The sequence below is a fragment of the Vibrio sp. YT-16 genome (genome assembly GCF_033337405.1).
Lineage (GTDB): Bacteria > Pseudomonadota > Gammaproteobacteria > Enterobacterales > Vibrionaceae > Vibrio > Vibrio alginolyticus.
The window spans coordinates 23320-42683 of the sequence record NZ_JAWOQQ010000023.1 but is presented as its reverse complement, the minus strand read 5'-3'; the positions used below and the strand labels follow the sequence as shown (position 1 = coordinate 42683).

The window sequence follows — 19364 nt, the reverse complement described above, 5'->3', positions numbered from 1 at the left end:
AAAATTACCCTAAAAAACTAACATAATAATCAATAGTGTTAACTTGTGGTTTTTTATTCTTTTATTTTGGTATTTTTTGGGTCTATAGTGGTATATTTAACTGCCTTTGTTTTGGTGCGATTATCCTGTGATAAAAAAAAGCTGAGCATTTGCCCAGCTTTTTATTAAAAATGAAACGATTAGCCTGTGTTGCGCATACCAGCAGCAATACCAGCAATCGTCACCATCAACGCTTCTTCCAAGTTTGCAGAAGCTTCTTCGGTTTGACGCGTGCGGTATAGTAGCTCTGCCTGTAGCATATTCAATGGCTCAACGTAGATATTGCGTAAGCGAATCGACTCGAGTCCCCAAGGGTCATGCTGCATCAAGTTTTCATTGTTCTCTACATTCAGTACCGCTTTGATGTCTTCTTGAAGCTGAGCACGAAGTTTTTCACCGAGTGGACGGAGCGACTCATCCACCAATCGCTCATCGTAGTAGCGAGAGATATCAATATTACACTTCGAGTACACCATCTCTAGCATGCCGAGACGAGTAGAGAAAAACGGCCATTCGCGGCACATCTCTTCGAGCAATGCTTGGTGGCCTTTATCGATCGAGTATTGAATCGCTTCACCTGCGCCTAGCCATGCAGGAAGTACCAAACGGTTTTGACTCCATGAGAAGATCCACGGGATTGCACGTAAGCTTTCTACTCCGCCCTTAGGGTTGCGTTTTGCAGGACGAGAACCAAGTGGCAACTTACCGAGTTCGAGTTCTGGTGTTGCTTGGCGGAAGTAAGGCACGAAATCTGGCTCGCCACGAACCACATTTCGGTAAGACTCACAGCTTACTTCTGATAGCACTTCCATCAAGTCGCGCCATTCTTGTTTTGGCTCCGGTGGCGGTAACAAGTTGGCTTCCAGAATCGCACTTGCGTATAGGTTAAAGCTGTTTACTGCGACATCTGGGAGACCCAGTTTAAAGCGGATCATCTCGCCTTGCTCTGTTACACGTAAACCGCCTTTCAAGCTTTTTGGTGGTTGCGACAAAAGCGCAGCATGCGCAGGTGCGCCACCGCGACCGACTGTGCCCCCACGACCATGGAATAGAGTTAGCTCAACGCCTTCTTCTTCAGCCACTTTAACTAACGATTCCATCGCATGATACTGAGCCCAACCTGCAGACATAACACCTGCATCTTTCGCTGAGTCAGAGTAACCAATCATGACCATCTGGTGGTTTTGGATAAAACCACGGTAAAGGTCAATCCCCATAAGCTGCTTGATGACCGATTCCGCGTTGTTCAAATCGTCTAGCGTTTCGAACAGAGGACACACATCCATGCGGTAAGGGCAACCAGCTTCTTGTAGCAGTAGATGAACGGCTAGTACGTCAGAGGCGGTACGTGCCATTGAAATAACGTAAGCGCCAAACGCTTCACGCGGTTGTGCTGCAACAATCTTGCAGGTATCCAAAACCTCTTTGACGGGTTCAGACGGTTCCCAATCACGAGGGAGAAGCGGACGTTTAGATGCCAGCTCGTTAGTTAGAAAAGCAATCTTATCTTGCTCACTCCATTGTTCGTAATCACCAATACCTAAGTAGCGAGTCAGTTCAGACAAGACGTCTGAGTGACGCGTGCTCTCCTGGCGGATATCAAGACGTACAAGATGGATACCAAATGCTTTTACGCGGCGTAGTGTATCCAGTAGTGAGCCGTTGGCTATTACACCCATGCCACATTCGTTTAGTGACTGGTAGCAGGCATACAGCGGTTCCCAAAGTTGCTCGACTTTTTGCAGTGGTGCTTTAACAGCCAGCTTTTGACCGTGGATCTTAGCATCGAGAATATCTTTGGTTTCATTGAGCAGAGTGCGTAATTGCTTCAGGATCGCACGGTATGGTTCGTGCTGATCTTCGCCAGCAAGTTCACGGACTTGATCGTTTGAAACTGTCATTGACAGCTCGCTGATCAACTCGTTGATGTCATTGAGATAAAGATCGGCGGCTTTCCAACGAGACAATAGTAAGACTTCACGCGTAACGTTGTGAGTAACAAACGGGTTACCGTCACGGTCACCGCCCATCCAAGAGGAGAAGTGCACTGGGCGAGCATCAATGGGTAAACCTTCTCCAAGGTAAGATTTTAGACGGTCATTCATCTCACGTAGGAAGTCCGGTACCGCTTCCCATAGCGAGTTTTCAACGACCGCAAAGCCCCACTTTGCTTCATCCAACGGAGTAGGGCGTTGTTGTCGAATCACGTCTGAATGCCAGCCTTGGGCAATCAGTTGCTCTAGGCGGCGTTCGGTTTTTCTGCGCTCTTTAGAAGAAAGATCGCTTAGCTCCAACTTTGATAAGCACTCGTTTATCTTGACCAGTTTGTTGATCATCGTACGGCGCGTAATTTCTGTTGGGTGAGCCGTCAATACCAATTCAATATTTAGATCACGAACCGCTTGGGCAGTGTCCAGTTTGCTCACATCGTTTTGTACCAGTTTAGAAAACAGCGAGTTAATCGCGTCTGGTTCACAAATGTGCTCTTCACAATGGCGTGAAATCGTGTGGTATTGCTCAGCGATATTGGTGAGGTTTAGAAATTGGTTAAACGCGCGAGTAACGGGCGTTAGCTGCTCATCAGGTAGATGTTTGATTTCTTCGATCAAGCTGTCCCTGTCTGCTTGATTCCCTGCTTGAGCTGATTTGGATAATTTACGAATGGTTTCCACTTTCTCGAAGATTTCTTCGCCATGGGCATCGCGAATGGTGTTACCCAATAAGTGGCCTAACATGCGCACATTACTTTTGAGTGCGGCGTATTTCTCGTTCATTGTCGTCCTGCCTCGTAAAAAAACTACATCCATTGTCCTTGTTAAGACTCCAATCTAGCGAAAAGCACCAGTTATAGTCAAATAAAGCAGACTAAGTTTGCAATTATTCCGCTGTCTCCTGATTTAGAGCAAATTTACGGCAGCCATAGAGTAAGAAGTGAAAATTAATTACAAAATAACAAGTTAAATAAGTGTTAAGACTAGCGCTAAATTGTGAAGATAAAAAGATGCAGCTCAATCGAGCTGCACAGACTTTTGAGCTTAAACGCGTATTAACAGCAGTACTTGACCATCGCCTTTGAAAGCACATCAATTGTGGGGTCGATAAAGTCGAAGGATAGAAACTCATCCGGTTGATGGGCTTGGTCGATTGACCCAGGGCCGAGCACCAAGGTTGGACACAACTGCTGTAGAAATGGTGCTTCAGTACAGTAGTTCACGGTTTCTGAACTGGTTTGGCAGATCTCTTCAACACCACCAATAAATGGGTGGTCATGTTGGCATTCGTAACCCGGAATAGGCTCATGCAATGGAATAATCTCCAGTCTCCCAGGCCATTTCGCTTCGACTTCTTTTAATGCTCCGCGCAACATGTTCTCTAAACCATCAAGGCTAATGCCGGGAAGAGGACGCACGTCGTAATGCAGCTCACAGCAACCACAAATACGGTTAGCGCTGTCACCACCGTGAATGTGTCCAAGATTTAGGGTAGGGCTTGGAATGGCAAAACCCGGATGGTGATATTCTTTAATCAATTTGTCACGCAGTTGCATCATGGCGAACATGACTTCATGCATGATCTCAATAGCGTTAACGCCAAGCGCTGGGTCCGATGAGTGACCGGACTTGCCTGTTACGCGAATGGCATTTGCCACATGCCCTTTATGACCTCGAATTGGTACAAGGCTGGTGGGTTCACCAATGATGCAGTAATCCGGCTTAAATGGGGCGTTTGCTGTGAAATGTCGCGCGCCCAGCATGGTGGTCTCTTCGTCACAAGTGGCTAATACGTAAAGTGGTTTGCTCTGCTTGCTCCAATCGACTTTCTTCACTGCTTCATAAATAAAGGCGAAAAAGCCTTTCATGTCTGCTGTGCCTAAACCGTAGAAGCGGTTGTCTTTTTCCGTCAGTTTATGCGGATCAAAATTCCATCGCCCTTGATCGAATGGCACGGTATCACTATGGCCAGCAAGTAAAAGGCCACCTTCTCCCTCTCCCATACGTGCGATCATATTGTGCTTGCCTGGCTCGACTTCGATCACTTCAACGCTAAAACCCAGATCTTTAAACCAAGATGCGAGTTTTTCGATGACTTTTGCATTGCCCTGATCCCAGCTCGGATCCGTGGAGCTGATAGAAGAGGTGCTGACGAGTCCTTCATAGACCTCTAGAAAAGTTGGTAATTGCATGGATTCTTCAAATCTCCTGTTGACAGACAGACCACAAAAATGTAAAAAACATATTAAATCATATTTAATGAATAAAAAATCAAAATAAAGCAAAAATTAAATATGAATAGTCATTTGAGCCTTTAAGTATATGGATGTCACACAATGCTAAAAACCACGATTATTGGAGCCAGCGGTTACACCGGCGCAGAGTTAGCGTTAATGGTTAATAAACACCCACAACTCACGCTATCAGGTTTATACGTTTCCGCCAACAGTGTTGATGCGGGAAAGAGCATCGCGCAGCTGCACGGTAAGCTAGCGGGCATCATTGATATGCCAGTTTTACCACTAACGGATCCACTGCAAATCGCTCAAGAATCGGACGTGGTGTTTTTGGCAACGGCTCACGAAGTCAGCCATGATTTAGCCCCAACTTTCTTGGAGGCAGGCTGTCAGGTATTCGATTTATCGGGTGCATTCCGTGTGAAAAGTGAAGGCTTTTACGACACTTTTTATGGCTTCGCACATCAACATAACAACTGGCTAGATAAAGCAGCATACGGCTTAGCTGAGTGGAACCAAGAATCAATAAAAACCACTCCTTTGATTGCAGTAGCAGGTTGCTACCCAACCGCTTCACAGCTTGCAATCAAACCTTTATTAGAACATGCGTTGCTCGATACCAACCAATGGCCAGTGATCAACGCAACCAGTGGTGTATCAGGTGCAGGGCGTAAAGCCTCCATGGTTAACAGCTTCTGTGAAGTGAGCTTGCAACCCTATGGTGTATTTAACCATCGTCACCAGCCAGAGATTGCTCAGCACTTGGGTTGCGATGTGATTTTTACTCCGCACCTCGGCAACTTTAAACGCGGCATTCTTGCCACTATCACCATGAAGCTTGCGCAAGGTGTGACAGAAGCACAAGTGGCACAGGCGTTTGAACAAGCTTATCAAGGCAAGCCTGCGGTGCGTCTTAAAGGCGACGGTATTCCACGTATTCAGGATGTCGAAAATACCCCTTTCTGTGATATCGGCTGGAAGGTACAAGGCGAACACATCATTGTGATTTCAGCTATCGACAACCTACTTAAAGGTGCATCGAGTCAAGCGATGCAATGTCTCAATATTCATTACGGTTACCCAGAACTGACAGCGTTGCTGTAGTCGTTGAAAGAGGGAAATGCGATGACGCAAACCAATCAAGCTCCTTTAGTCATTAAGCTAGGTGGTGCAGCTCTATCATGCACTCAAACCTTAAGCCAACTTTTTGGTGCCATTGCGGCTTACCAAAAATCGGCACAGCGACAAATCGCCATCGTTCATGGCGGTGGCTACCTAGTTGATGAGTTGATGGCAAAGCTTCAGCTTGAAACCGTTAAGAAAAACGGTTTACGCGTAACGCCTTACGATCAAATTCCTGTGATTGCAGGCGCGCTTGCAGGCACTGCGAATAAGTTACTTCAAGGTCAAGCGATTGCGGACGGTCTTAACGCTGTGGGCCTTAGCCTTGCGGATGGTGGTTTGTGTCTTGTTGAAGAACTTGACCCAGAACTCGGCGCGGTAGGCAAAGCATCACCGGGTGACTCAGCACTATTACAAGCGGTGCTAAACACAGGTGCACTGCCGATCATCAGTTCAATTGGTTTAACCAAAGATGGCCAGATGATGAATGTGAATGCTGATCAAGCAGCAGTCGCGGTTGCGGGCGCATTAGATGCGGAGTTAGTCCTGTTATCAGACGTGAGTGGTGTATTAGATGGAAAAGGCCATTTGATCAAAACCCTGTCAGAGCAGCAAGCTAACTCGTTGATCGATGGACATGTGATCACCGATGGCATGATCGTCAAAGTTAAAGCCGCTTTGGACGCCGCCAATGATCTTGGCCGTCCAATTGAAGTCGCGACCTGGCGTTACCCAGAAAAATTAGCACAGTTATTCGCTGGTGAAAGTATTGGTACTCAATTCTTGCCTCAATAAGCATCAGCAAAAGAATTCAATATTAGGAAGTCGTAGTTGGCACTGACCGCCGAGCGCAGCGCCAGTTAAGTTTGGAGAAAAAACATGAGCAAAGTGAACGTAAATAAAGTGGTAGTCGCATACTCAGGCGGTCTAGATACTTCAGTAATTATCCCGTGGCTAAAAGAGAACTACGACTGTGAAGTAGTGGCTTTCGTTGCCGATGTTGGTCAAGGTGCCGAAGAGCTAGAAGGCATTGAAGCGAAAGCAAAAGCCTCCGGTGCTTCTGAATGCTACATCGCTGACCTGAAAGAAGAAATGGTCGCAGACTACATTTACCCAACGCTAAAAACCGGCGCGTACTACGAAGGTAAGTACCTGCTAGGTACATCAATGGCGCGTCCAATCATTGCCAAAGCGCAGGTTGAAGTGGCACGTAAAGTGGGCGCGGACGCTCTGTGTCATGGCTGTACAGGTAAAGGTAACGACCAAGTACGTTTTGAAGGCGCATTCGCAGCACTAGCACCGGACTTACAAGTGATTGCACCTTGGCGTGAGTGGGACCTAGTGAGCCGTGAAGAGTGTTTGGATTACCTAGCTGAGCGTAATATTCCTTGCTCTGCGTCTCTTACTAAGATCTATTCACGTGATGCAAACGCATGGCACATTTCGACGGAAGGCGGCGTTTTAGAAGATACGTGGAACGCACCAAACGAAGACTGCTGGGTGTGGACTGTCGACCCAGAGCAAGCGCCAAATGAAGCGGAATACGTCACGCTGAAAGTAGAAAAAGGTGAAGTGGTCGAAGTTGATGGTGAAGTAATGACACCATACAACGCACTGGTTTACCTAAACGAGAAGGGCGCTAAGCACGGTGTTGGCCGTATCGATATCGTGGAAAACCGTCTTGTTGGAATGAAGTCTCGTGGTTGCTATGAAACACCGGGAGGCACCATCATGATGGAAGCGCTGCGCGCTGTAGAGCAGCTTGTGCTAGACAAATCATCATTCGAATTCCGTGAGGAGCTAGGTCTAAAAGCGTCTCACCTTGTATACGATGGCCGTTGGTTTACGCCACTATGTAAATCGATCCTTGCTGCTTCAGAAGAGCTAGCGCAAGACGTTAACGGTGAAGTGGTTGTTAAGCTTTACAAAGGTCAAGCGACAGTCACGCAAAAACGTTCTGACAACAGCTTGTATTCAGAAGAGTTCGCGACTTTTGGTGAAGATGAAGTTTACGACCAAAGCCATGCAGGTGGGTTCATCCGTCTTTACTCGCTATCAAGCCGTATTCGTGCATTGAACAGCCAGAAGAAATAATCCCTTAACATCCATCTTGGATTGAATAAAGACCCGCCATTTATAGGCGGGTCTTTTGGTTTCTAAAAGCGGGTACCTAAATTTGACTTGAATATATATGTAAAAATATTGAATTTATACTTTATTTTTTATCGAAATTGCCGTAACGTTGACCCATAAGAAAAAGTGAGCAAATGACCATCAAATTGGTTACTACTCATTCGAGAACGTTAGAGTAAGCAATAGTCATCAGGAGAGACGCAATGGCATTATGGGGCGGAAGATTTACCCAAGCGGCAGACACCAGATTTAAAGAGTTCAATGATTCGTTGCGTTTTGACTACCGATTGGCTGAGCAAGACATCGTAGGCTCAATCGCATGGTCTAAAGCTCTGCTTTCTGTTGATGTGCTATCGGCAGAAGAACAGCAAAAACTGGAACTTGCTTTAAATGAGCTGAAGTTAGAAGTGATGGAAGACCCTCACCAAATTCTTCGCTCTGATGCAGAAGATATCCACTCTTGGGTTGAACAGCAGCTAATCAGTAAAGTGGGAGATTTAGGTAAAAAACTCCACACTGGGCGTTCTCGTAATGACCAAGTCGCCACAGACTTGAAACTTTGGTGTCGTCAGCAAGGTCAGCAATTATTGATTGCTTTAGATCGCCTACAAGCACAAATGGTCCATGTTGCTAAACAGCACCAAGGCACCGTATTGCCAGGCTATACTCATCTTCAGCGTGCTCAACCTGTAACCTTTGCTCACTGGTGCTTGGCTTATGTTGAAATGTTCGAGCGTGACTACTCTCGTCTGAATGATGCCTTACAGCGTCTCGATACTTGTCCACTTGGCTCGGGTGCGTTAGCGGGAACGGCTTATCCGATTGATCGCGAACAATTAGCACATAATCTCGGTTTCCACCGTGCTACGCGTAATTCACTCGATTCGGTTTCAGATCGTGATCATGTGATGGAGCTGATGTCGGTGGCTTCGATTTCTATGCTGCACCTTTCTCGTCTCGCCGAAGATATGATCTTCTACAATTCAGGCGAGTCAAACTTCATTGAGTTAGCGGATACGGTGACATCTGGTTCGTCATTAATGCCACAGAAGAAAAACCCAGATGCACTTGAGTTGATCCGTGGTAAGACAGGGCGTGTCTATGGCGCATTATCGAGCATGATGATGACAGTTAAAGCCTTGCCATTGGCGTACAACAAAGACATGCAGGAAGATAAAGAAGGGTTGTTTGACGCTTTAGATACATGGAACGACTGCATGGAAATGGCAGCTCTGTGTTTTGACGGTATTAAAGTGAATGGCGAGCGCACACTAGAAGCGGCGAAACAAGGTTACGCAAACTCGACGGAGTTAGCTGATTACTTAGTGGCGAAAGGCATCCCATTCCGTGAAGCTCACCACATCGTCGGTGTCGCGGTCGTTGGTGCTATTGCTAAAGGTTGTGCGCTAGAAGAACTGTCTATCGAAGAGTTAAAAGCCTTCTCAGAGGTCATTGAAGCGGATGTGTATGACATCCTGACTATCGATTCGTGTTTGGAAAAGCGTTGTGCTTTGGGTGGTGTTTCGCCTCACCAGGTCGCTTACGCGGTAGAACAAGCGGATAAGCGCCTGAGCCAACGTGATAGCTCTGCGGTGAAAGTGCGTCCTGCACGTTTGACGGACATTGAAACATTGGAAGGTATGGTTGCTTACTGGGCGAACCTTGGTGAGAATCTTCCGCGCTCTCGTAATGAGCTCGTGAGAGATATTGGCTCTTTCGCGGTGGCTGAGCATCATGGTGAAGTGACGGGTTGCGCTTCTCTATATGTGTATGACTCAGGGTTGGCTGAAATACGCTCTCTTGGTATCGAAGCGGGCTGGCAAGGCCAAGGGCAGGGCAGTGCGATTGTGAACTATTTGGTTGAGAAAGCGCGCCAGATGGCGATCAAGAAAGTCTTTGTTCTAACGCGAACGCCTGAGTTCTTTATGAAGCAAAGCTTTTTACCGACATCGAAGTCATTACTGCCGGAGAAAGTTCTGAAAGATTGCGATCAGTGCCCACGTCAACATGCATGTGATGAGGTAGCGCTTGAGATCAATTTAATGGAGCAAGTGATCCAAAAAACGCATGTGGCATGAACTGAAGTTGTGGAGTGATTTTATTAGCATTCAATGACATAGTCATTTTCCTGTTTACTTACATCAGTATTCGCTAAAAAAATCGAAAAAATTTGGAACCTTTGAGAGGAAGCCCGGTCTATTAAAGTACCACTGCTTTTTCTTAGAAGAATCTAAGAGAGCCCCAGAACTGACATTGGTTTTGGGGCTTTTTTCTATCTGTCACTTTTCTCTTTTTTATTCGCCTTTTTTTGTCCCTTTCGACGCTGCCAAGGCAAGATGACAAAACGCATCCATAAGTGTAGAAACAACAAAACGTTGAAAGCGAAGCCGGCAAAGATCAAAGCGATCGACTCGATGCTTTGTGGATCATCTTTGAGCGTAAACCACCACACAATCCAACACAGTACAGAAAGCACCGTCAATTGATCCAAGCATCGTTGGCAACGTCCAAGTTTTTTCCAAAACCAATGTTCCTCGCAGCGGCGACAAGTCATAGTGTTTTCCAAACCATTAGTGTTGCTTCAGATTATATATCTAACTAAATGGTGGAAAGCGTTTCTTACACGGGCTTAGATCGCCATGACACAACCAAAAATGGAAAGTTAGCTTTGTAAAAGCTTTGTGGCACGTAATTGATGTATGGTGCGCTGTCAGTCTTTAACAGGAAATATAATGATGTCGACAGAGTTGAAACTTGCGCTGAGTATCGCTGGTGGGTTCTTTATGATCGGTGTTGTCGCGATTTGTATGGTCAGCCGCTATGCAATGATGGCAGCGTAAGAGAGATTTCATTGCGCCAAAGTAGTAAAGCAAAGCCTCGTTGATGACGAGGCTTTGCTTATATTTAGATAGAAGCCTGAAAGCGTTAGCAGCCAGGGCCGCAGTCAAGACAATGTTTCACCATTTCTGGCCCTAAGTGTAGTTTTGCATTCAAATCACGTAGAGCGGTGCGGACGCCTTCTTCAATCACTGGGTGATAGAAGGGCATATCTAACATCTCAGAAATCGTCATCCTATTTTGGTGCGCCCACGCTAAAAGGTGCGCAAGATGCTCTGCATTCGGGGCCACCATTTCTGCACCTAAAAAACGTCCAGTGCCTTGCTCTCCGTAGACATGCAGAATGCCTTTATTACGAAGCATGACGCGCGAACGTCCTTGATTTTCAAACGAGACTTCACCGGTTGCGAAACATCCACATGTGCCTAGACGTGTTTCTAGTTGTTTATATGTTTCGCCAACCATAGCAATTTGAGGGTCGGAGAACACGGCTGAAATTGGTGAGCGACGCAGACCCGCACGAATATCTGGGAAACGGCCTGCGTTGTCTCCAGCAATACGGCCTTGGTCAGCGGCTTCGTGCAGCAGTGGAATTTGGTTACTTGCATCACCTGCGATGAAGATGCTCTCTACCGAAGTTTGCAATGTGTAGTGATCCGCCGTTGGTACGCCACGTTCATCGAGAGCCACATTGGTGTTCTCGATCGCCAGCTTATCGACGTTTGGACGACGACCCGTTGCGGCCAATACGTAATCGACAACGAAAGTTTCTAATTCACCATCATGGTTGATGAATTGGATTTCGACCTTGTCTTCGCCGTCATTGTCTGACGAAGCAATGCGTTTCATGCTTTCGACTTTTACATCTGCATCTAGGTAGAACTCTTCCTTAAAGGCTTTATCTGCATACGCCATCACCTCTGGGTCTGTCAGTGGGCCCACTTGTCCTCCAAGGCCAAAGAGCTTCACGTTTACTCCTAGGCGGTGTAAAGCCTGACCCAATTCAAGGCCGATGACTCCTGGGCCAAATACTGCAACGGACTCTGGTAAGTCATCCCAGTCAAATACATCATCGTTAATCACTAGGCGATCACCCAGTTCATTCCAAGCTGCCGGATATGCTGGACGAGATCCTGTCGCAATAACAATGCGCTGTGCGGTGACCTGAGTATGATCATCTATGATGAGAGTGTGGTCATCGGCAAACTTCGCGTAGCCCGATAGTTTGTCTTCAGCGGGAATATCATCGACACTTTCAAGCACAAAGCCAACAAAACGATCGCGTTCGCGCTTTACACGATCCATAACTTCTCGTCCGTTAATTCGTACTTCACCTTGCGGGTGTATCCCAAATCCAGGTGCTTTTTCGATTTGATGAACACTTTCTGCTGCCGCAATTAACAGCTTAGACGGCATGCATCCGACACGAGCACAGGTTGTTCCGTAGGGACCGCCCTCAATGATTACCACGCTGTTGGTATGAGCTTTTGCTGCTCGATAAGCACCAAGACCAGCCGTCCCGCCACCAATAATCGCTACGTCGACATTAACTTGTTTCATCGTGAACTCTCGCTTTTGTTTTAAGCCAAGCTAGCTACATTGAGCTTGGAGAGTGAATTGGATAGTTGAATCTGGATAAGTAGTCACCTTATTGGCAGATGACTACTTATCTAGACTAGTAGAAGAAGTGGTTTAGGGTTGGCCTCCGAGCCAAAAGGCACCGGAGACCGAGGGTGTAGGCTATGGACAGCTTAGCCTAGATACGCTTCTAGCTCTTCGCTACCGCCGATATGCTTGCCACCGATAAAGACTTGTGGAACAGTCGTGCGACCAGATATAGCTCGTAGACTAACTGTTGTTGCGTCTTTACCCAGAATCACTTCTTCATATTGAAGACCGTGGTCAATCAGATTTTGTTTCGCTTTCATACAGAAAGGGCAGCCTGGTTTAGTGAACACCGTGATGGATTCTTGCGTTTTGTAGTCAGGCGCTATGTAGTTCAGCATCGTATCTGCGTCTGACACCTTGAATGGGTCGCCTGGTTCGTTTGGCTCAATGAACATTTTTTCCACTACGCCATCTTTTACTAGCATGCTGTAACGCCATGAACGTTTGCCAAAGCCGATGTCGTTTTTATCCACTAACATACCCATGCCATCGGTGAATTCACCATTACCATCCGGGATGAAGGTAATGTTTTCTGCTTCTTGGTCTTGTTTCCATGCATTCATCACGAACGTATCATTGACCGAGACACAAATAATCTCATCCACTCCGTGCTCTTTAAATACAGGGAACAATTCGTTGTAACGAGGTAGATGGCTTGATGAACAGGTTGGAGTAAATGCACCCGGTAAGCTAAATACGATAACGGTCTTACCTTTAAATAGCTCATCGGTCGTTACATTCACCCAAGAGTCACCTTGACGAACTGGAAAAGTAACTTGAGGGACTTGTTGACCTTCTTTAGATACAAACATAATGATTTCCTTTAACTATTTTAAATTATGCGTATAGAGCTTAGCGTTTTTCGTCGCTCTGTTTCGTTTTGTTGAGCCCATTATTGTAAAAATCCTTTGATAGCTCTAATCGTTTGGTGTTATGGTTTTGATAGGTATTAGCTATTGTTAAAGAAGCGAAGCGTGAAGTATGAATATTCGAGATTTTGAGTACTTAGTTGCACTTGCGGAACATAAGCACTTTCGCAAAGCGGCAGAGGCATGTTTTGTTAGCCAGCCAACATTGAGTGGGCAAATTCGTAAACTAGAGGACGAACTCGGGACCACGCTTTTAGAGCGAAGCAGCCGACGTGTTTTGTTTACCGATTCAGGGTTACAGCTGGTGGAGCAGGCTAAGCGCATCTTAAGTGAAGTGAAAACCTTCAGAGATATGGCAAGCGGTCAAAGCGGAGCCATGACTGGACCGATGCATATTGGTTTCATCCCGACGGTTGGGCCTTATCTACTACCCAAAATTCTGCCGCAGATAAAAGAAGCATTTCCTGAGCTGGAGCTATTTCTGCACGAAGCTCAAACACATCAATTAGTGCGTCAATTGGAAGAAGGCAAACTAGATTGCTTAGTTTTAGCTTCGGTTGATGAAACTGCGCCATTTAAAGAGATCGAAGTGTATCAAGAGCCATTAAGTGTCGCAGTGCCATGTGACCACGAGTGGGCCTCTCTCGACCATGTTGATATGTTGGAGCTGAATGGTAAAACCGTTTTAGCGTTGGGAGACGGCCACTGTCTGCGAGATCAAGCGTTAGGTTTTTGTTTTGCCGCTGGTGCAAAAGACGATGAGCGTTTTAAAGCCACCAGCTTGGAGACGTTACGCAATATGGTTGCTGCCGGTGCGGGGATTACGTTATTGCCTCAGCTTTCTATCCCTAATGAGAAGCAAAAAGATGGCGTATGCTACGTACCAGCTGTTAACCCAACACCCTCGCGTAATATCGTTCTCGTATATCGTCCGGGCTCACCATTACGAGCTAGGTTTGAAGCTTTAGCAGCGAAGATTAAAGAGGTGTTGGCTTCTTATCCATCATTGAATGCTGCAGCATAAGAAGCAGACATAAAAAAGGGAGAGCTTGATGCTCTCCCTTGTGCTTTTGTGATTTAGAACAGTTCTTCTGCGCCAGAGCCTGAAGAGTAAATACTATCTTCTAAACGGTCGCCAGCGTATTCGGTAGGCTCCGTGCCTTTTTCAAAGTATTCGAACATTGATGTGCTATCTACCTTATGCGTTAGCATACCGCTGTTGCGATCAATACGAACTCGAATAATATCCTCTGGAATATTTTTACCTTGCTCCGGCGTCCCTTCTAGCGCAACACGCATGAAGTCAATCCAAGCAGGCTCTGCGGTTTTCGCACCCGACTCGGCACCAGAAATTTGGCCTTGCCCTAGGTTGCTGTTAACAGTGGTGCGGCCAAGTGCACGTGAGTGATCATCAAAGCCAACCCAAGCTATCGCAACGACACCAGGTCCATAGCCATTGTACCAAGCATCCTTGGAATCATTCGTTGTACCCGTTTTACCCCCGATATCACGACGACCAAGTTTTTGCGCGCGCCAGCCTGTACCATTCCAACCTGTGCCTTCACGCCAGTTACCGCCACCCCAAATGTTGCTGTACATCATCTCACGCATTAAGAATGCATTCTGTTCGGAGATAACTTGCGGTGCATATTGAGGTTCATCATTTTCAAGGGCATTGTCTGTTGCTAGGCCATCAATCGCGACGTCTTGTTCGCCAAATTCATCAGCGTAGCGATTTTCTGGCTGCTCGCTCATTTGCGGACAATCCTTATGACAAACACTCTTTGGATTGGCTTTAAACAGTACTTCACCGAATGCATCTTCCACGCGTTCTACATAGAATGGTTCAACGTAATAACCACCGTTTGCAAACACAGAGTAACCTTGTGCCACTTTCATTGGTGTTAAGCTGCCAGCTCCGAGTGCGATGGTCTCAGAGCGTGGTACTTGGTTAATATCAAAACCGAAACGAGTAAGGTACTGACGTGTCTCCTCGAGGCCAACTTCACGGAGTGTACGCACTGCCATGACGTTTTTTGATTGAGCTAAGCCGAGGCGAAGACGCGTTGGGCCACCATAAGTTGGTGGTGAGTTTTTTGGTCGCCAAGCTGAACCAGAACCTGCATCCCACTTGTTAATTGGCGCATCGTTAATCAAAGTCGCTAGAGTCAGCCCTTTGTCAATTGCTGCCGAGTAGATGAAAGGCTTGATACTTGAACCAACCTGACGCACTGACATGGTTGCACGGTTAAACTTGCTGTGAACAAAGTTGAAACCACCAACCAGCGACAATATCGCGCCATTTTCTGGGTTCATCGCAACAAACGCGGTGTTTGCTGTCGGCACTTGGCTCAGTTTCCAGCTCAGTGTTGTGTTGTCATCTTCATCGGTTTCACTTACTTCGCGAACCCAAACTTGTTGACCTGTCGCTAGCACATCATGCGCTGACTTTGGTGTTGAGCCTTGGCGGTTATCAGTAATGTACTTACGCGCCCAGTGCATTCCAGTCCAAGGGATGGTTTGCTCTTCATGGTTCTTAACCCATACTTGCGCCGTCTTATCATCGACTTTCGTCACAACCGCAGGGTAAAGGTCACCATAAGTTGGCTGTTTCTTCAGGTGCTTTTCTATTTGCTCATTGCCCCAGGCCGCTTCCCCTTCTTTCCAAAGCACACTTTCTGCACCACGGTAGCCGTGACGTTCATCGTATGACAAGAGGTTATTTACCGCAGACGTATTCGCAGCATCTTGCAGTTTAGAATCCACAGTCATGTAGATATTCAAGCCAGAGGTGTAAGCTTCTTCTTCACCGTACTCTTTTACTGCCCATGCACGAGCCAACTCTGCTACGTAAGGTGCGGAAAGCTCAATCTCAGCGCTATGATAACGCGCCACGATAGGTTCATTGCGTGCTTCGTCATACTGCTCTTGTGTAATGTATTTCTCATCAAGCATTCGCATTAATACAACGTTACGGCGTTTTGTTGCGCGCTCAAGAGAGTAAATTGGGTTCATGGTTGATGGCGCTTTTGGCATACCAGCGAGTGTTGCAATCTCACTTAACGTCAATTCATCAAGGCTCTTACCAAAATACACTTGAGCGGCAGCACCAAAGCCATATGAGCGGTAACCAAGGAAGATTTTATTGACATAAAGCTCCATGATTTCTTGCTTACTTAAAAGCTGCTCAATATGGATAGCAATAAAAATCTCTTTAATCTTACGCATGATCTTCTTCTCATTAGATAAGAAGAAGTTACGAGCTAGCTGTTGCGTAATCGTACTTGCACCCTGTTTAGCCGAGCCTGAAACCGCAACAACAACAGCTGCACGAGTGATGCCGATAGGGTCGATACCGGGATGCTCGTAGAAACGGCTATCTTCGGTTGCGATGAGCGCGTGAATTAAGTCTTGAGGAATTTCGTCATAAGTAACAGGAATACGACGCTTTTCACCGAACTGTGCGATCAGCTTCCCGTCTTGACTAAACACCTTCATAGGTGTTTGTAATTCAACGTCTTTTAGAGTTGCAACATCTGGCAATTCAGGCTTCACGTACTGATAGAAGCCAAATATTGTGGTGACTCCAAGAATTATGCAAATCAATGTTAAAAATAATAAACGCTTTATGAACTTCACCGGAGAATCCCTGATTGGTTGAGGCTGTGTAACGGCAAACCCTTGTACTCTTAGGTCAAAAATTTAGCACATAAGAGATATTAACTCTTATTTGGATGCTAATAACAACCTTTGCACGAAGAAATTTCGGAGCGAGAGTAAGAGATGGATAAGCTAATCGTTACCGGCATCGATATAGGCCATAACAGCCTCAAAGCCGTAGTACTTAAACCCACAGGCAACAATTACGCTCTGTTGGGTTACAAAGAAATATTACTAAAGGAAGGTATTGTCGCTGAAAATAACACCATAAATCATCAAGAAATTGTAAAGACCCTCAAGCAGATAAAAAAAGAACTGCCTTTTGGCGCTAAAAAAGTTGCGATTTCAGTTCCTGATAACTCGGTAATTAGCAAGAAACTGCAAATAGAACAAAATCTTGAAGAGAGTGAAGTTGAGTTTGCAGTGATACAAGCCTTTTCTCATCAATCGCCATTCCCTGTCGAAGAGCTGAGTTTAGACTTCGTTCGTCTTCGCGCTGAGGGCGGGCAGAGTGGCAGTGATAGCTATCAAGTGTTTGCGACAAGAAAAGATGTGGTAGAAGGCCGAGTCGATGCATTACAAAAGTCCGGACTAAAACCTGTTTTAGTGGACGTGCATTCGCAAAGCCTTGGTCATATCTGGAAGCTCACCGCCGATCGCTTTCCTGACAAAAACAAATACTGCTTACTCGATATTGGCACCTTATCGAGCTCCTTCACTATGTTTACCGAACAAGGTGAACTGTTTCACAAAGAGTTTGCTTACGGCACACGCGGAGTAAACAGCGCTTCTCCAGTCGATTTTCTGTCCGATGATGCTCAGGAGAAAACAGAGCTGTTTAACCGTCAAATCGTAGAGCGAGTAAAGCGCCAGATGCAGCTCTATACCTCAATCAATGGCTCACAAAACATCAAGGGTATCTGGTTATCAGGGGAAGGGGCCTCCACTCCCATGCTCGCAGAGGAGTTGTCTCAACAATTGTCGTTAGAGTGTGAATTGTTAAATCCGCTAGGGCTATTTGAGATGAAGGTGTCTAAGCGTAAGCGTCGTGCTGTGGATTGGCAGCATTTCTCAACAGCAGCCGGACTGGCCGTTCGTGGCATTCATTGGCTAGGAGGCGCCCGTGCTTTATCGCATTAATTTACTTCCTTGGCGAGAGAGTCAAAGAGAAGAGCACCGACGTCGTTTCATCAGTTTGGTCGCATTAGGCATGTTGGTCGCTGTTGGCATCCAGTGGGGTATTGGAAAGTTTTTTGAGTACCAACAAGATCAACAACAGGAGCGGCTCGATTACCTCACTCACTACATTGCCGAACTCGACCAGCGTATTGAAGCAATGAAAATTGCAGAGCAAGAGCACAGCAAAATCCTCGAACGTCTAAAGGTCGTTGAAGGTTTACAAAACGGACGAAACAAAACGACCGAGTTCATGAACTTAATGCCTGCCGTTATCCCTGAAGGTGTATATGTCGACAAGATCAAAATGAATGATCTGGAAATTGAGATCTCTGGGATCTCTGATAGCACTCCAAAACTTGCCACGATGCTGGACAACATGGAGCGCTCGGCCAAGTTGAACGACGTAGAAATGCATTCCATCGTTCACGGCAAAGCCCGTTTTGGGAAAGAGTTTCAAACATTCAAAGTGTCTTTCATGTTCAAAGTAACGGAGAAGAAATTGGAGGCTCAACGTGGTTGATTGGCAGGATCTCGAAATAGATGAAATGGCCGAGTGGCCATTGTTGCCCCAGATTGTAGTAATCGCGCTTCTGATCATGGTGATTCAAGGCTTAGGTTATTGGTTTTACCTTAAACCGAAAGACGAACAGTTGAATCACTTGATCCAGCAGGAGCAGACACTCAAGGTGGCATTGAAGATCAAAGCGAACAAAGTGGCAGCGTTGCCTCAGCTTCAATCTCAATTGGATGAACTTACCACCCGTTACGAGTTATTACTGCAGCAACTGCCTGCGCAAAAAGAGCTGGCTACAATGCTCGCTTCAGTGAATGAACTTGGCATCGACAATAAGCTGACTTTCACCCGAATCGACTGGGGCGAAAAACAATCAGAGCACTTCCTTTATCGTCTCCCTTTAAACATAGAGTTAACGGGCGACTTTCATGACATCGGCCATTTTTCTCAGGCGATAGCGACGCTACCTCGAATCATCACGTTTAAAGATGTGACTTGGCAACGTGTCAGCCAAGAAAGCGAAACCCTGCACTTTCGGGTGCGCGCTAACACCTATCAGTTTAAGCCGGAGGAGACGAAAAATGACAAGTAAGTCTTTGTTGCTGGTACTGATGGGTTCTCTATTGATGGGTTGCCAGGCGAATGATGAATCATTGACGGATTTTATTCGAGGAGTGGAAACACAGGCGCGTCGAGAGGTCGAGAAGCTTAAGCCCGTAGACAAGTATGTTGCAGTCACGTACGCACCGGAAGTACAGCGTGCACCCTTTGAATTACCCAAAGAAGCCACCATCGCGACTCAGCCAGTTGCAAGAAAAGATTGTTGGCAACCGCCCTCAAGAAGGCGAACTGGAAAATTAGAAAGATTCCCATTAAGCCAATTACGTTTGAAAGGGGTCATGGGCATGGATAACACGGTTTCTGGCCTCGTTCAGGCTCCCAATGGCACCGTCTATAAAGTTAAGCCGGGTCAATACCTTGGACGCAATAATGGCAAAGTGACCCATGTCAGCCACTCCTATTTGTTGATTAATGAAACGTTGCCCGACGGCTTAGGATGTTGGCAAAAACGTAAAGTTAAGTTGGCTTTGAGATAGCCCCATTTATTTTTGAT

General features: G+C 46.3%; 15 protein-coding genes. 9 read left to right on the top strand and 6 right to left on the bottom strand.

Translation table 11 applies throughout. The annotated features are described in order from the left end of the window. Nucleotides 1-179 precede the first annotated feature (179 nt). Both ppc and argE read right to left on the bottom strand, forming a co-directional pair. A complete protein-coding gene (ppc, locus tag R7F07_RS22955) occupies nucleotides 180-2813 on the bottom strand; it encodes a phosphoenolpyruvate carboxylase (RefSeq protein ID WP_005381336.1) in 2634 nt (877 codons plus the stop codon). Nucleotides 2814-3085: 272 nt separating this feature from the next. Continuing rightward, nucleotides 3086-4222: an acetylornithine deacetylase gene (argE, locus tag R7F07_RS22950; protein ID WP_171343378.1), complete on the bottom strand. Its 1137-nt coding sequence runs from the start codon at nucleotides 4220-4222 to the stop codon at nucleotides 3086-3088. 144 nt (nucleotides 4223-4366) lie between these two features. Between argE and argC the strand changes: the two genes are divergently transcribed. The 4 genes from argC (at nucleotide 4367) to argH (ending at nucleotide 9600) form a co-directional block, all read left to right on the top strand. Continuing rightward, nucleotides 4367-5371, top strand: a complete 1005-nt coding sequence (argC, locus tag R7F07_RS22945) for an N-acetyl-gamma-glutamyl-phosphate reductase (RefSeq protein WP_017633525.1) — start codon at nucleotides 4367-4369, stop codon at nucleotides 5369-5371. A 21-nt stretch (nucleotides 5372-5392) separates the two neighbouring features. After that, entirely contained in the window at nucleotides 5393-6184 is a 792-nt protein-coding gene (gene argB, locus R7F07_RS22940) for an acetylglutamate kinase (protein WP_149191987.1), read from the top strand. Nucleotides 6185-6268: 84 nt separating this feature from the next. Beyond that, nucleotides 6269-7483 (top strand): argininosuccinate synthase, encoded by a 1215-nt coding sequence (locus R7F07_RS22935; protein WP_005381332.1) that lies wholly within the window; start codon nucleotides 6269-6271, stop codon nucleotides 7481-7483. A 242-nt stretch (nucleotides 7484-7725) separates the two neighbouring features. Continuing rightward, nucleotides 7726-9600, top strand: coding sequence for an argininosuccinate lyase (argH, locus tag R7F07_RS22930; protein ID WP_005381331.1), 1875 nt, complete (start codon nucleotides 7726-7728; stop codon nucleotides 9598-9600). A gap of 194 nt (nucleotides 9601-9794) precedes the next feature. Here argH and R7F07_RS22925 read toward each other — a convergent pair whose 3' ends face one another. The 3 genes from R7F07_RS22925 to R7F07_RS22915 all read right to left on the bottom strand — a co-directional run bounded on the left by R7F07_RS22925 (nucleotide 9795) and on the right by R7F07_RS22915 (nucleotide 12840). Next, complete coding sequence (locus tag R7F07_RS22925) at nucleotides 9795-10076, bottom strand: DUF3624 domain-containing protein (RefSeq protein ID WP_025768083.1); 282 nt, start codon at nucleotides 10074-10076, stop codon at nucleotides 9795-9797. A 371-nt stretch (nucleotides 10077-10447) separates the two neighbouring features. Continuing rightward, nucleotides 10448-11920 (bottom strand): dihydrolipoyl dehydrogenase, encoded by a 1473-nt coding sequence (locus tag R7F07_RS22920; RefSeq protein WP_171343377.1) that lies wholly within the window; start codon nucleotides 11918-11920, stop codon nucleotides 10448-10450. Between the two features lie 191 nt (nucleotides 11921-12111). Next, on the bottom strand, nucleotides 12112-12840 hold the full coding sequence (locus tag R7F07_RS22915) for a redoxin family protein (protein ID WP_005382781.1): 729 nt from the start codon (nucleotides 12838-12840) through the stop codon (nucleotides 12112-12114). A gap of 169 nt (nucleotides 12841-13009) precedes the next feature. Here R7F07_RS22915 and oxyR point away from each other — a divergent pair, with 169 nt between their 5' ends. Further along, the gene (gene oxyR / locus R7F07_RS22910) at nucleotides 13010-13921 is read left to right on the top strand and encodes a DNA-binding transcriptional regulator OxyR (protein ID WP_005381326.1); all 912 of its coding nucleotides are present in this window, start codon (nucleotides 13010-13012) and stop codon (nucleotides 13919-13921) included. Between the two features lie 53 nt (nucleotides 13922-13974). Here the strand turns inward: oxyR and R7F07_RS22905 are convergent, their stop codons facing one another. Further along, nucleotides 13975-16536: a penicillin-binding protein 1A gene (locus tag R7F07_RS22905; RefSeq protein ID WP_025768081.1), complete on the bottom strand. Its 2562-nt coding sequence runs from the start codon at nucleotides 16534-16536 to the stop codon at nucleotides 13975-13977. Nucleotides 16537-16680: 144 nt separating this feature from the next. Here R7F07_RS22905 and pilM point away from each other — a divergent pair, with 144 nt between their 5' ends. The 4 genes from pilM to R7F07_RS22885 are packed head-to-tail and all read left to right on the top strand — an operon-like array spanning nucleotide 16681 to nucleotide 19347. Further along, entirely contained in the window at nucleotides 16681-17697 is a 1017-nt protein-coding gene (gene pilM / locus R7F07_RS22900) for a type IV pilus biogenesis protein PilM (protein ID WP_005382774.1), read from the top strand. Then, a complete protein-coding gene (locus R7F07_RS22895; protein ID WP_017821732.1) occupies nucleotides 17681-18256 on the top strand; it encodes a PilN domain-containing protein in 576 nt (191 codons plus the stop codon). Before pilM ends, R7F07_RS22895 begins: the two co-directional genes overlap by 17 nt. Next, the gene (locus R7F07_RS22890) at nucleotides 18249-18842 is read left to right on the top strand and encodes a type 4a pilus biogenesis protein PilO (RefSeq protein ID WP_005381322.1); all 594 of its coding nucleotides are present in this window, start codon (nucleotides 18249-18251) and stop codon (nucleotides 18840-18842) included. Before R7F07_RS22895 ends, R7F07_RS22890 begins: the two co-directional genes overlap by 8 nt. After that, on the top strand, nucleotides 18832-19347 hold the full coding sequence (locus R7F07_RS22885; RefSeq protein ID WP_005381321.1) for a pilus assembly protein PilP: 516 nt from the start codon (nucleotides 18832-18834) through the stop codon (nucleotides 19345-19347). The genes R7F07_RS22890 and R7F07_RS22885 overlap by 11 nt, the downstream gene beginning before the upstream one ends. Nucleotides 19348-19364: the final 17 nt, after the last annotated feature.

Excerpts from the sequence above, each read along its gene's own strand:
- ppc (WP_005381336.1), bottom strand. The coding sequence starts at position 2,813 with ATGAACGAGAAATACGCCGCACTCAAAAGTAATGTGCGCATGTTAGGC.
- R7F07_RS22925 (WP_025768083.1), bottom strand. The coding sequence starts at position 10,076 with ATGACTTGTCGCCGCTGCGAGGAACATTGGTTTTGGAAAAAACTTGGA.
- argH (WP_005381331.1), top strand. The coding sequence starts at position 7,726 with ATGGCATTATGGGGCGGAAGATTTACCCAAGCGGCAGACACCAGATTT.
- R7F07_RS22915 (WP_005382781.1), bottom strand. The coding sequence starts at position 12,840 with ATGTTTGTATCTAAAGAAGGTCAACAAGTCCCTCAAGTTACTTTTCCA.
- oxyR (WP_005381326.1), top strand. The coding sequence starts at position 13,010 with ATGAATATTCGAGATTTTGAGTACTTAGTTGCACTTGCGGAACATAAG.
- argB (WP_149191987.1), top strand. The coding sequence starts at position 5,393 with ATGACGCAAACCAATCAAGCTCCTTTAGTCATTAAGCTAGGTGGTGCA.
- argC (WP_017633525.1), top strand. The coding sequence starts at position 4,367 with ATGCTAAAAACCACGATTATTGGAGCCAGCGGTTACACCGGCGCAGAG.
- R7F07_RS22935 (WP_005381332.1), top strand. The coding sequence starts at position 6,269 with ATGAGCAAAGTGAACGTAAATAAAGTGGTAGTCGCATACTCAGGCGGT.
- pilM (WP_005382774.1), top strand. The coding sequence starts at position 16,681 with ATGGATAAGCTAATCGTTACCGGCATCGATATAGGCCATAACAGCCTC.
- R7F07_RS22885 (WP_005381321.1), top strand. The coding sequence starts at position 18,832 with ATGACAAGTAAGTCTTTGTTGCTGGTACTGATGGGTTCTCTATTGATG.
- argE (WP_171343378.1), bottom strand. The coding sequence starts at position 4,222 with ATGCAATTACCAACTTTTCTAGAGGTCTATGAAGGACTCGTCAGCACC.
- R7F07_RS22920 (WP_171343377.1), bottom strand. The coding sequence starts at position 11,920 with ATGAAACAAGTTAATGTCGACGTAGCGATTATTGGTGGCGGGACGGCT.